At 71.7% G+C, this 12505-nt stretch carries 13 protein-coding genes and 1 tRNA gene; 6 read left to right on the top strand and 8 right to left on the bottom strand.

Annotated features, from left to right (window positions below; translation table 11 throughout):
* The coding region (locus Q7T52_RS00115; protein ID WP_304798235.1) for a CoA-transferase at positions 1-255 on the bottom strand (255 nt) is incomplete at its 3' end.
* A complete protein-coding gene (locus Q7T52_RS00120) occupies positions 252-1022 on the bottom strand; it encodes a CoA transferase subunit A (protein WP_304798237.1) in 771 nt (256 codons plus the stop codon). The genes Q7T52_RS00120 and Q7T52_RS00115, both read right to left, overlap by 4 nt.
* A gap of 90 nt (positions 1023-1112) precedes the next feature.
* On the opposite strand from Q7T52_RS00120, the gene Q7T52_RS00125 reads away from it, so the two are divergent.
* Positions 1113-2096 carry an ArsA-related P-loop ATPase gene (locus Q7T52_RS00125; protein ID WP_304798241.1) on the top strand — a complete coding sequence of 328 codons (984 nt, stop codon included), beginning with the start codon at positions 1113-1115 and terminating at the stop codon, positions 2094-2096.
* Positions 2097-2187: 91 nt separating this feature from the next.
* On the top strand, positions 2188-3369 hold the full coding sequence (locus Q7T52_RS00130; protein ID WP_304798243.1) for an ArsA family ATPase: 1182 nt from the start codon (positions 2188-2190) through the stop codon (positions 3367-3369).
* Positions 3370-3405: 36 nt separating this feature from the next.
* Here the strand turns inward: Q7T52_RS00130 and Q7T52_RS00135 are convergent, their stop codons facing one another.
* Entirely contained in the window at positions 3406-3693 is a 288-nt protein-coding gene (locus tag Q7T52_RS00135) for a WhiB family transcriptional regulator (protein ID WP_370692270.1), read from the bottom strand.
* A gap of 218 nt (positions 3694-3911) precedes the next feature.
* Between Q7T52_RS00135 and Q7T52_RS00140 the strand changes: the two genes are divergently transcribed.
* Positions 3912-6095, top strand: coding sequence for a transglycosylase domain-containing protein (locus Q7T52_RS00140; protein ID WP_304798246.1), 2184 nt, complete (start codon positions 3912-3914; stop codon positions 6093-6095).
* Positions 6096-6131: 36 nt separating this feature from the next.
* Here Q7T52_RS00140 and Q7T52_RS00145 read toward each other — a convergent pair whose 3' ends face one another.
* The gene (locus Q7T52_RS00145; protein WP_304798249.1) at positions 6132-6590 is read right to left on the bottom strand and encodes a GatB/YqeY domain-containing protein; all 459 of its coding nucleotides are present in this window, start codon (positions 6588-6590) and stop codon (positions 6132-6134) included.
* A 26-nt stretch (positions 6591-6616) separates the two neighbouring features.
* On the opposite strand from Q7T52_RS00145, the gene Q7T52_RS00150 reads away from it, so the two are divergent.
* From Q7T52_RS00150 to Q7T52_RS00160, 3 genes are all read left to right on the top strand, one after another.
* A complete protein-coding gene (locus Q7T52_RS00150) occupies positions 6617-7537 on the top strand; it encodes a metallophosphoesterase (RefSeq protein WP_304798252.1) in 921 nt (306 codons plus the stop codon).
* Between the two features lie 95 nt (positions 7538-7632).
* Positions 7633-7706 (top strand) — tRNA-Pro (locus Q7T52_RS00155).
* A gap of 101 nt (positions 7707-7807) precedes the next feature.
* Positions 7808-8650: a hypothetical protein gene (locus Q7T52_RS00160; RefSeq protein ID WP_304798254.1), complete on the top strand. Its 843-nt coding sequence runs from the start codon at positions 7808-7810 to the stop codon at positions 8648-8650.
* Positions 8651-8699: 49 nt separating this feature from the next.
* On the opposite strand, the gene Q7T52_RS00165 is transcribed toward Q7T52_RS00160, so the two are convergent.
* The 4 genes from Q7T52_RS00165 to recR are packed head-to-tail and all read right to left on the bottom strand — an operon-like array spanning position 8700 to position 12286.
* A complete protein-coding gene (locus Q7T52_RS00165) occupies positions 8700-9737 on the bottom strand; it encodes an aspartate-semialdehyde dehydrogenase (RefSeq protein WP_304798257.1) in 1038 nt (345 codons plus the stop codon).
* Positions 9734-11026: an aspartate kinase gene (locus tag Q7T52_RS00170; protein ID WP_304798260.1), complete on the bottom strand. Its 1293-nt coding sequence runs from the start codon at positions 11024-11026 to the stop codon at positions 9734-9736. Before Q7T52_RS00170 ends, Q7T52_RS00165 begins: the two co-directional genes overlap by 4 nt.
* Positions 11027-11084: 58 nt before the next feature.
* Positions 11085-11693 (bottom strand): DUF5063 domain-containing protein, encoded by a 609-nt coding sequence (locus Q7T52_RS00175; protein WP_304798263.1) that lies wholly within the window; start codon positions 11691-11693, stop codon positions 11085-11087.
* A complete protein-coding gene (gene recR / locus Q7T52_RS00180) occupies positions 11690-12286 on the bottom strand; it encodes a recombination mediator RecR (RefSeq protein WP_304798266.1) in 597 nt (198 codons plus the stop codon). The genes Q7T52_RS00175 and recR overlap by 4 nt, the downstream gene beginning before the upstream one ends.
* Positions 12287-12505 lie beyond the last annotated feature (219 nt).

Below are 12505 nucleotides of genomic sequence, written 5' to 3' on the forward strand. Positions count from 1 at the left end.
CGAGTCGAAGAACGACGCCCCCGGCCGCAGCGTGACGGTCTCCTTGCCGGCGTTGATCAGGTCGGCGTCCTCGTCGCCCTCGAACGGGTAGGCACCGGTGCCCCGCACCCCGTTCTCGGACAGCAGCACCAGCTCGACGTCGTCGGGCACGTAGTTGGGCACCAGCGTCGGCAACCCGATGCCGAGGTTGACGTAGGACCCGTCGCTCAGCTCCGAGGCCGCCCGGGCGGCCATCTCCTCGCGCGTCCAGCTCATCGGCTCCGCACCGTCCTCTTCTCGATCCGCTTGTCGGCCGCCTGCTCCGGCGTCAGCTCGACCACCCGCTGCACGAACACCCCGGGGGTGTGCACGTGGTCGGGGTCGAGCTCACCGGGCTCCACCAGGTGCTCGACCTCCGCGATCGTCGTACGCCCGCACATCGCGGCGAGCGGGTTGAAGTTGCGCGCGGACCGGCGATAGACGAGGGTGCCGTGCCGGTCGCCCTTCCAGGCCCGCACCAGCCCGAAGTCGGCCACGATCGCCTCCTCCAGCACGAACTCCTTGGGCCCGTCGGCGGTCTCGAAGGTCCGCGTGTCCTTGGGCGGCGAGGCCAGCACCACGTTGCCCTCGGCGTCGTAGCGCCACGGCAGCCCACCGTCCGCGACCTGGGTGCCGCCGCCGGTCACGGTGTAGAACGCCGCAATGCCACTGCCCCCCGCGCGCATGCGCTCGGCGAGCGTGCCCTGCGGGGTGAGCTCGACCTCGAGCTCGCCGGAGAGGTACTGCCGGGCGAACTCCTTGTTCTCCCCGACGTAGGACGCCACCATCCGCCGCAGGCGGCCCGCCTTGAGGAGCAGCCCGAGACCCCAGTCGTCGACCCCGGCGTTGTTGGAGACCGCCTCGATCTCGTCGGCACCGTGGTCGAGCAACGCCCCGATCAGCACCGACGGGATGCCGCTGAGCCCGAACCCCCCGACCGCGATCGTCGAGCCCGACGCGATGTCGGCGACGGCCTCCGCGGCCGACTCAACCGTTTTGTCCATGCCCGGCAGGGTAGTCCCGGCCGGTCGCCCCGCTCGGCTGCGGTCGGGACCCACCCGGTTGAGCGCCGCGACCCCACTAGGGTCGAGCGCATGACCGACTGGCCGAAGGTGCGCCTGCACGTCGTCACCGGCAAGGGCGGCACCGGCAAGTCGACGGTCGCGGCGGCGCTCGCGCTGGCGTTGGCCACCCGGGGCAAGAACGTCCTCCTCTGCGAGGTCGAGGGCCGCCAGGGCATCGCCCGGATGTTCGACGTCGACCCCCTGCCGTTCGAGGAGCGCCGCCTCACCACCGGGCTCCCCGGACCCGACGGCCGGCCCGGCGTCGTCCACGCCCTGCACGTCGACCCCGAGTCGGCGCTGCTGGAGTACCTCGCCCTCTACTACAAGCTCGGCCGCGCCGGCCGGGCGCTCGACCGCTTCGGCGTCATCGAGTTCGCCACGACCATCGCCCCCGGCGTCCGCGACGTGCTGCTGACCGGCAAGGTCTTCGAGGCCGTGCAGCGCAACAGCCGCAACAAGGGCGCCATCGACTACGACGCCGTCGTGCTCGACGCGCCGCCCACCGGCCGGATCGTGCAGTTCCTCAACGTGAGCAACGAGCTGGCGGGTCTCGCCAAGGTCGGCCCGGTCAAGTCGCAGGCCGACACGATGATGACCCTCTTCCGCTCGCCGCGGACGGCCGTCCACCTGGTCACGGTGCTCGAGGAGATGCCCGTGCAGGAGACCTCCGACGGGATCGCCGAGCTCCGCGCGGTCGACCTGCCGGTCGGCGGGGTCGTCGTCAACCTGGTCCGCTCGAAGGACCTCACCCCCGAGCAGCTCACCGGTGCCGACCCCGCCGACGTCGCCGCCGATCTCAAGGAGGCCGGCGTCGAGGCGGACCCGGCACTGGTCGAGAGCCTGGTCTCCGAGGGACGCGAGCACGCCGAGCGCCGCGCCCTCGAGACCTCCCAGCGCGCGCTGGTCGGCGCGCTCGACGTACCGACCTACGAGCTGCCGCGTCTCCCCCAGGGTGTCGACCTCGGTGCCCTCTACGAGCTCGCCGCCCTCCTGAGAGAGCAGGGACTCGCATGAGCACGCCGAGTCGGCGCTCGCGCTCACTCCCTGCGCCGACTCGACCCGGTCCGACTTCGACTCTGCGCCGACTCGGCGTGTGGGAGGCGTGATGAACCAGCCCGCCCGGGTCGGCCCGACCGGCCCGACCGGCACCGCCGCTCCGGCCCTCGACGTCGACGCGCTGCTCGACGACCGCGGCGTCGGCATCATCGTGTGCTGCGGCTCCGGCGGGGTAGGCAAGACCACGACGTCCGCCGCCCTCGCGCTGCGCGCCGCCGAGCGCGGGCGCAAGGTGGTGGTGCTGACCATCGACCCCGCGCGTCGGCTGGCGCAGGCGATGGGCATCGAGGCGCTCGACAACACCCCGCGTCCGGTGACCGACGTCGACGGCGAGGCGGGCGGTCACCTCGACGCGATGATGCTCGACATGAAGCGCACCTTCGACGAGGTGGTCGAGAGCCAGGCCAGCCCCGAGAAGGCCAAGCAGATCCTTGAGAACCCCTTCTACATCGCCCTGTCGAGCTCGTTCGCCGGCACGCAGGAGTACATGGCGATGGAGAAGCTCGGCCAGATCCACGCCGACTCGGTGGCGGCGGGCGGCGACGGCCGCTACGACCTGATCGTCGTCGACACCCCGCCGTCGCGCTCGGCGCTCGACTTCCTCGACGCCCCGGAGCGGCTCTCGAGCTTTCTCGACGGGCGGTTCATCCGGCTGATGCTCGCCCCGGCCCGAGGACCGGCCAAGCTGATCGGCGCCGGGTTCGGCCTGATCACCAGCGCGATGACCAAGATCCTCGGTGCCCAGGTGCTGCGCGACCTGCAGACGTTCGTGGCCGCGATCGACACGGTCTTCGGCGGGTTCAGGGCGCGGGCCATGAAGACCTACGCGCTCCTCCAGGCCGACGGCACCGCGTTCGTCGTCGTGGCGGCGCCCGAGCCGGACGCGCTGCGCGAGGCGGCGTACTTCGTCGAGCGGCTCAGCGACGACCGGATGCCGCTCGCGGGCCTGGTCGTCAACCGCGCCGGCAGGTCACCGGCCGGGACGCTCAGCGCCGACGAGGCGATGACGGCCGCCGCGCGGCTGCGGCGCGACGAGCCCACGTCGACCACGGCCGGGCTGCTGCGGCTGCACGCCGACCAGGTGCGCCTGGTCGAGCGCGAGACGCGGCTGCGCGACCGGTTCGCGGCGGCGCACCCGCAGGTGGCGACCGCCGTCGTACCGGCGCTCGCCTCCGACGTGCACGACCTCGACGGCCTGCGCCGGGTCGGCGAGCTGCTGTCGGGTCAGTGAGCGACGACGACGTGCCCGCTCACGGCGGGCACGGCGTCAGACGGACACTGCTTCGCGGGCGTCCTTGCGGGCGGTCTCGAGGACCGAGCGCCAGGAGGCGTTGGGCCGACGGCGCAGCAGGGCCCGGCGCTCGCGCTCGGTCATGCCACCCCAGACGCCCCACTCGATCTGGTTGTCCAGCGCCTCGGCGAGGCACTCGGTGCGCACGGGGCAACCCGCGCACAGCGTCTTGGCCTTGTTCTGCTCTGCGCCACGAACGAACAGCTTGTCCGGCTGCTCCGCCTTGCAGGCAGCGCGAGGCGCCCAGTCTTCAACCCACATGATGATGTCCCCACATCTTGTAAGAGAGGCCGGCATCCCCATGACGCCCGACCCTTGTCCCAGCTCTTGGGTTAAAGGTAAAGAACTCAGACGATTCTCAACAGGCCTCATCCGACCCAACTTGCCTAGTCCTAAATGACTAGTCCGGCATGACTACACCCTCGCTGGGGTAGCGGCTCGCGAACTCGCGGGGTGCAGCACCCTGACGTACATTGGGCGCCGTGTCCAGGCCCAGGTCAGAGCGTCCCCGCCCCACGACCGTCCTCTCCCACTTCACGGTGATGCTCGTCGTGTCGGTCGTGCTGGGCGTCGTGGTCTCGGGTCTGGCGATCCCGTTCGCCGGCCTGCTGGGCTTCGCGGCCCGCAGCACCGCCGACACCACCGACGACCTGCCGCTCGAGCTCGAGACCGAGTCGCTGCCGCAGAAGACCACGATCCTGGCCAGCGACGGCAGCGTCCTCGCCACGGTCTTCGACCAGAACCGCATCAACGTCTCGCTCGACCAGATCTCGCGCACGATGGTGCAGGCGCTGGTCTCGATCGAGGACTACCGCTTCTACGAGCACGGCGCGCTCGACGTCAAGGGCACGCTGCGCGCCCTCGTGAGCAACGTCGGCTCGGGCGGCGTCGTCCAGGGTGGCTCGTCGATCACCCAGCAGCTCGTCAAGCAGACCCTCCTCAACGCGGCCAAGACCGACGAGGAGGAGGAAGCGGTCACCGACGACACCTACGCGCGCAAGCTCAAGGAGCTGCGCTACGCGATCGCCCTGGAGAAGAAGTACTCCAAGGACTGGATCCTCGAGCGCTACCTCAACACCGTCTACTTCGGCGCCGGGGCCTACGGCATCCAGGCCGCGGCCAAGCGCTACTTCAACGTCAACGCGCGCAACCTCAACCTCAACCAGTCCGCCATCCTCGCGGGCCTGGTGCAGAACCCGTCGGCGTTCGACCCGACCCGTGCTCGCGAGCTCGCCATCGCGCGCCGCGACGTCGTCCTCGACCGGATGGCCGAGCTCAACGTCATCAGCCAGGACAAGGCCGACGCCGTCAAGGCCCGCCGCCTCAAGCTCCGCCCCTCCCGCCCGGCCAACGGCTGCGTCAGCAGCCGCGCCCCCTTCTTCTGCAACTACGCGATCGAGTACCTCCTCACCCAGAAGTCCCTCGGCCGCAACAAGGCCGAGCGCGACCGGCTCATCCGCTCCGGCGGGCTCACCATCCGCACCACGATCGACCTGTCCGACCAGAAGGCGGCCGACGAGGCCGTCGCCGGCAACGTGCGGCCGACCGACCAGGCCATCGGCGCGCTCGCGATGGTCGAGCCCGGCACCGGCGACGTCAAGGCGATCGCCCAGTCCCGCCCGATGGGCGACAAGAAGCGACTTGGCCAGACCTACCTCAACTACGTCGTGCCCTCGCAGTACGGCGACTCCAACGGCTTCCAGGCGGGCTCGACGTTCAAGGCCTTCGTCCTCGCCCAGGCCATCGAGAACGGCACCGCGCTCGACGAGACCCTCCCCTCGCCCAACGGGCCCGTCGAGATGGAGGAGAGCGACTACGAGAACTGTGACGGCCCCTACGGCTTCGGCGAGTTCCCGATCGCCAACTCCGTGTCGTCCGGCGGCGTCGAGAACCTCTACACCGGCACGCGCAACTCGATCAACACGTTCTTCCTCAACCTCGAGAAGACGACCGGCATCTGCGACCCCTACGCCCTGGCCCGCTCGATGGGTGTGCGCCTCACCTGCCCCGGCGAGGGCGACTGCCCCGGCGTCTCCGCGGAGCGCGTCCCCTTCTTCACCCTCGGCGTGGCCGACGTGAGCCCGCTCGAGATGGCCGAGGCCTACGCGACGTTCGCCGGCCGCGGTGTCCACTGCGAGTCGCGCCCGATCACCTCGATCGAGGACGCCAACGGCAACCTGCTCAAGAAGTTCAACGCCCGCTGCAGCAAGGTCATGTCGACGTCGACGGCCGACGCGGTCAACGACATCCTCCGCGGCGTCATCGAGGGCGGCTTCGCCAGCGCCCAGGCGCTCGAGGTCCCGGCGGCCGGCAAGACCGGCACCACCGGCGGCTCGGGCGTCTCGCCGTCGGTGTGGTTCGTCGGCTACACCCCGCAGCTCGCCACGGCGGCGATGATCGCCGGCGCCAACGAGTTCGGCACGCCGATCGGTCTCGACGGGCTCACGATCAACGGCTCGACCGTGAGCGCCTCAGGCTCCGGGCTCGCGGCGCCGATGTGGGGCGACGCGATGAAGGTCATCGACGACAACCTCGACCCGATCGACTTCGAGCCCGCCGACGTCGAGGGCTTCGGCCAGGAGACCGTCTTCGTCCCCCGCCCGCCGAGCAGCAACAACAACAACGGTGGCGGCCGTGGGCGGGGTCGCGGCGGCCGCGGCCGCTAGTCGGGTCACTGGCCCGGTCGCTGGTCCGGGCGGCCCCTAGCCGAGCTGGCGGCGTACCTCCGCGGCGACGGCGCCACCGTCGGCACGGCCCTTGACCTGGGGCTGGACGACGCCCATCACCTTGCCCATCGCGCGCATGCCCTCGCCGGCGGCGCCGGTCTGCTCGACGGCGGCGGTGACGAGCTGCTGGATCTCGTCGGCGGTGAGCTGCTCGGGCAGGTAGTGGGCGATCACGCCGGCCTCGGCGCGCTCCTTCTCGGCGCTCTCGGCCCGGCCGCCCTCGTCGAAGGCCACGGCGGCCTCACGACGGCGCTTGGCCTCGCTCGACAGCACCCCCACGACCTCCTCGTCGCTGAGCTCGCGGGCCTCCTTGCCGGCCACCTCGGCGTTGGTGATCGAGGTCAGCACCATCCGCAGGGTCGAGGAGCTCAAGGTGTCGCGCGCCTTGATCGCGGTGGTGAGGTCGGTGCGGAGCTGCTCCTTGAGGGTGGCCATGCCCGTCATTGTGGCAGCCTGGCCACGTGTCTCCGACCGGGTTTGCCAGCCGCCTCCTCGGGGCCGGCGCACTCGCCGGCGCCGGCCTGACGGCGTACGCCGCCTGCGAGGCCCGGTCCTACACGCTGCGGCGCGTCGAGGTGCCCGTCCTGCCGTCCGGCGCGCGTCCGCTGCGCGTGCTCCACGTCAGCGACCTGCACATGACCCCGGGCCAGCACCGCAAGCAGGAGTGGGTGCGCAGCCTGGCCGCGCTCGAGCCCGACCTCGTCGTCGACACCGGCGACAACCTCTCCCACCGCGACGCCGTACCGGTCGTCTGCGACGCGTTCGGGCCCCTGCTCGACGTGCCGGGCGTCTTCGTGCACGGCTCCAACGACTACTTCGAGCCGACGATGCGCAACCCGCTGCGCTACCTGCTCCCCGACGACGGCCGCCGCCACACCGACAGCACCCAGCTGCCGTGGCCGGAGCTCTCGCGTCGCTTCACCGACGCGGGGTGGCGCGACCTGACCAACCGCCGCGACACCGTCACCGTCGGCGACCTGACCCTGGCGTTCGCGGGCGTCGACGACCCACACCTGTCCTACGACCGGCTCGACGAGGTCGCCGGCCCGGCCGACGCCACCGCCGACGTCCGGCTGGGGGTCGCCCACGCGCCCTACCTCCGGGTGCTCGACCAGTACGCCGCCGACGGCTACGACGCCGTCCTCGCCGGCCACACCCACGGCGGCCAGGTCTGCCTGCCGGGCGGCCGCGCGCTCACCACCAACTGCGACCTCGAGCCGGCGCGGGCACGTGGCCTGCACCGGCACCCGGCCGACTCGCGGCCCGGCGAGCCGGCCTCGGCGTGGCTGCACGTCTCGGCCGGGCTCGGCACCAACCCCTATGTCCGGCTGCGGGTCGCCTGCCGCCCCGAGGCCACGCTGCTGACCCTGGTCGCGCGCTGATCCGGGAGACCCCCGGGACCGATACCGATTGGGGCCGCCCGGTCGCGCTCGGGTATGCTCCGATGCTTGTGAGCCGACTCCGGTCGGCGCACGTTCGGGCTGTGGCGCAGCTTGGTAGCGCGCTTCGTTCGGGACGAAGAGGCCGCAGGTTCAAATCCTGTCAGCCCGACTCTTCACAGATCGCACGACGACCCTGGCCGGTCCTCCGGCCGGGGTCGCTGCGTCTCGTCGCTGGCCCGGATCGCGCACCCGGCGTGCGAAACTGACGCCATGGTCGACGACGACAGCGAGCGCCCCAGCCTCGCGGCCCCCCAGCTCTTCGGCCGGCGCCGGTCGAAGTCCTCCCCCGCACCCGCGGCCGAGGCTCCACCCCCGGCCGCGGAGCCGGCCGACGAGCCCACCGAGACTCCGGTGTTCGAGGACGCCGGGGTCGCCACCACCGAGGTCGTCCCGGCGGTCGCGGCTGATCCTGCACCCGACCCCGTCGAGACCGACGTCGACGACACCGCCGTGCTGGCGACCCCCATGGCCGCACCGGTCGTACGCCGCCCCCGGCGCGTCCGACGTACCCGCTCGGCCGCGGCGGGCGACACAGGGGGTGGCGTCGACGTGGTCGACCCCGCCGTCGACCACCCCACCGACCCCACCGGCCCCGCCGATCGCGCCGACCCCGCTGAGCGGGCCGGGTCCAAGCCGGCCAGGCCCCCGCGCGTGCCGCGCGACCGCAGCGTCCCCCTGCTCCCCGGCCGCCCCGCGGCGGCCCTCACGGGGGTCGTGGCGGGCCTGGCGCTGGTCGGGTTCACCTGGCTGGGCTTCCAGGGCTGCGAGGCGGTCCGCGGGACGTCGTCGTGCGGCACCGGCCCCGGCATGGCCGCCCTCGTGGTGATCTTCGTGCTGACCGTCGTCGTGGGCGGCTTCCTGCTGTCGTTCTTCGCGATCCCCGACCCGGGGTCGACCAGCTTCCTGGCCACGGGGCTGACCAGCGTGATCTGCCTGCTGTTCCTGGTCGACGTGCTCGACCACTGGTCGATGGTGCTCGTCATCCCGGCGATCAGCGCGGTCACCTACCTGGCGTCGTGGTGGGTCACCACGACCTACGTCGACACCGACTGACGGGTCTTCAGGTGCGGGACGCGGCACCGCGCCACCGAGCCGGGACCGATTAGTGCAGCAGGAGCTCGGCGATCTGGACGGTGTTGAGGGCGGCGCCCTTGCGGAGGTTGTCGCCGGAGACGAACAGCGCGAGGCCGCGCTGGCCGTCGACGCCCTCGTCCTGGCGGATGCGGCCCACGTAGGACGGGTCCTGCCCGGCGGCCTGGAGGGGCGTCGGGACGTCGCTGAGCTCGACGCCGGGGGCGCTGCCGAGCAGCTCGCGGGCCCGCTCGACGGTCAGCGCCCGCGCGAACTCGGCGTTGATCGCGAGCGAGTGGCCGGTGAAGACCGGGACGCGGACGCAGATGCCCGAGACGCGCAGCTCGGGGATGCCGAGGATCTTGCGCGACTCGTGGCGGAGCTTCTGCTCCTCGTCGGTCTCGAAGAGTCCGTCGTCGACGATCGAGCCGGCCATGGGCAGCACGTTGAAGGCGATCGGGCGGACGTACTTCTGGGGCTCGGGGAACGCCACGGCCGCACCGTCGTAGGCGAGCTCGCGGGCCTTCTCGCCGGCGGCCTCGACCTGGCTGGCGAGCTCCTCGACGCCGGCGACACCCGAGCCGGAGACGGCCTGGTAGGTCGACACCACGAGGCGCAGGAGTCCGGCCTCGTCGTGCAGCGGCTTGAGGACCGGCATCGCGGCCATCGTGGTGCAGTTGGGGTTGGCGATGATGCGCCGGCCGCCGTCGCGGGTGGCCAGCTCGATGTCGTGGGGGTTGACCTCGGAGACGACGAGCGGGATCTCGGGGTCGCGCCGGAAGGCCGACGAGTTGTCGACCACGACCACGCCGGCCTCGGCGTAGAGCGGGGCCAGGGCGCGAGAGGTGGTCGCCCCGGCGGAGAAGAGGGCGATGTCGAGCCCGGCCGGGTCGGCGGTGGCGGCGTCCTCGACGACGACCTCGCCGCCGGCGAAGGGCAGCACGGTGCCGGCCGAGCGGGCCGAGGCGAAGAAGCGGACCTCGTCGGCGGGGAAGGCTCGCTGCTCGAGGATCTGGCGCATGGCGACACCCACCTGTCCGGTGGCGCCGACGATGCCGATGCTGGTCATCGACCGCTCCCGCCGTAGACGACCGCCTCGACCTCGGTGGCGTCGAGGTCGAAGGCCGTGTGGGTGGCCGCGACGGCGGCGTCGACGTCGGCCTCGTCGACGACCACGGAGATCCGGATCTCGGAGGTCGAGATCATGCCGAGGTTGACCCCGGCGTCGGCGATGGCGGAGAAGAACTTGGCGGTGACGCCCGGGTGGGAGCGCATGCCGGCACCGATCAGCGAGACCTTGCCGATCTTGTCGTCGTAGAGCAGCGACTCGAAGCCGATCGTCGCCTGCAGGCCGGCCAGCGCGGTCATCGCGGTCTGCCCGTCGGTGCGGGGCAGCGTGAAGGAGATGTCGGTGAGGTTGGTCGCCGCCGCGGAGACGTTCTGCACGATCATGTCGAGGTTGATCTGCGCCTCGGCCAGGGCCGTGAAGATGCGCGCGGCCTCGCCGACCTTGTCGGGCACCCCGACGACGGTGATCTTGGCCTCGCTGCGGTCGTGGGCGACGCCCGCGATGATCGCTGCTTCCATGCTGCTGCCCTCCTGGGGCTGGTGGGTCAGGTCGTCGATGGAGCCCCGCACGAGGGTGCCGGTGAGCTGGCTGAACGACGAGCGGACGTGGATCGGGATGTCGTAGCGGCGGGCGTACTCGACGCACCGCAGGTGGAGGATCTTGGCGCCGCACGCGGCGAGCTCGAGCATCTCCTCGTAGGTGACGGTGTCGAGCTTGCGGGCCGCCGGGACGATCCGCGGGTCTGCGGTGAAGACGCCGTCGACGTCGGTGTAGATCTCGCAGACGTCGGCCTTGAGCGCGGCGGCCAGGGCGACGGCGGTGGTGTCGGTGCCGCCGCGGCCGAGGGTGGTGATCTCCTTGGTGTCCTGCGAGACGCCCTGGAACCCGGCGACGATCACGATGTGGCCGTCGGCGATGGCCTCCTGGATGCGGCCGGGCGTGACGTCGATGATCTTGGCCTTGCCGTGCACCGAGTCGGTGATGACGCCGGCCTGGGAGCCGGTGAACGAGCGGGCGCTGAAGCCGAGGTCGGAGATCGCCATCGCGACGAGCGCCATCGAGATCCGCTCGCCCGCGGTGAGCAACATGTCGAGCTCGCGCGCCGGCGGCAGCGGGCTGACGGCCCGCGCCTTGTCGAGCAGCTCGTCGGTCGTGTCGCCCATCGCCGAGACGGCGACGACGACGTCGTTGCCGGCCTTCTTGGCCTGGACGATGCGACGCGCGACTCGCTTGATCGCGGCAGGGTCCGCGACGGACGACCCGCCGTACTTCTGCACGACAATGCCCACCGGGCTCACTCCTGGATCGGGGAAGGGTTCCGGTGCTTCATTCTACGGACGTGCGGGGTCAGGACCCCTTGTTGTCCAAAGCGGCCTCGGCGGCCTCGATCTGCTCGAGCTCGCCGTCGTTGTCGACGTCGAGCCGGTCGTGGGCGACGACCGAAAGCAGGGCGTTGAGCGCGGCGCCGGCGAGGTTGCCCCAGTTGTTGACGTAGGAGTACTGCCACCACCACAGCGCCTCGGCCACGTCACCGAGGCGGAAGTGGCGCAGCCCGTTCTCCAGGTCGAGGGCGATGCTGGTGAGGTCGTCGGAGAGCTGGCTGGCCACGACCTCGGGCACGTAGGGGTCGAAGACGAAGGCGTAGGTGTCGACGTTGCCGAGCATGTCGGCGAGGCGCAGCCGCATGTCGTCGACGTCGGCCTCGGGGCCGACGTCGGGCTGGTACTCGAGGCGCGGGGTGAAGTCCTGCTGGACGCCGAGCCGGGCTCCGGCGAGGAGGACCTGACTGATCTCGAGGAGCAGCAGCGAGATCGCGCGGCTCCCGTCGGCCTCGCGGGCGATCTCGCGCAGCGCCAGCAGGAAGCTCGACACGGAGTCCGAGATCTGCTGGGCGAAGTCCTCGGTGTCGCCGTCGACGGTCGACGTCTGGTCGGGGTCGATCTGGGGGGTGGTCACGGGGCGGCCTGCCTTCCTACGAATGCTCGTCCGAGGGTCACCTCGTCGGCGTACTCGAGGTCACCACCCACCGGGAGCCCACTCGCCAGCCGGGTGACGCGGAGCCCCAGGGGGCGCAGCTGGCGGGTGAGGTAGGTCGCGGTGGCTTCGCCCTCGAGGTTGGGGTCGGTGGCGAGGATGATCTCGCCGATCTGGTCGTCGGAGAGCCGGGCGACCAGCTCGCGGACACGGAGCTGGTCGGGCCCGATGCCGTCGATCGGGGAGATCGCACCACCCAGCACGTGGTAGCGGCCCTTGAACTCACGGGTGCGCTCGATGGCGACGACGTCCTTGTACTCCTCCACGACGCACAGCGTCGTGGGGTCGCGCCGCGGGTCGGCGCAGATGCGGCACTGCTCGGCCTCGCTGACGTTGAAGCAGGTCGCGCAGAACCGCACCTTGGCCTTGACCTCGACGAGCACGTCGGAGAGACGGCGCACGTCGGCCGGGTCGGCCTGGAGCAGGTGGAACGCGATGCGCTGGGCGCTCTTGGGACCCACGCCCGGCAGCCGGCCGAGCTCGTCGATCAGGTCCTGGACCACGCCTTCGTACACGCGCTCACCCTAGGGCTCCCCACGGACAGCGGGGTCACCCCGGGCCCCGTGGGGCGGGAGTCTGGGGAGGTTCTCAGAATCCGAGCGGGCCGGGGGCGCCGTCGGGGCCGCCGAGACCGGGGATGCCGCCGCCGCCCGCGAGCGGCCCGAGCGCCTGGGCCGCGGCCTCGTCGGCGCGGCCCTTGGCGTCGCGGTAGGCGGCGACGATGACGTCGCCCA

The organism is Nocardioides sp. (assembly GCF_030655615.1).
Classification (GTDB): Bacteria; Actinomycetota; Actinomycetes; order Propionibacteriales; family Nocardioidaceae; genus Nocardioides.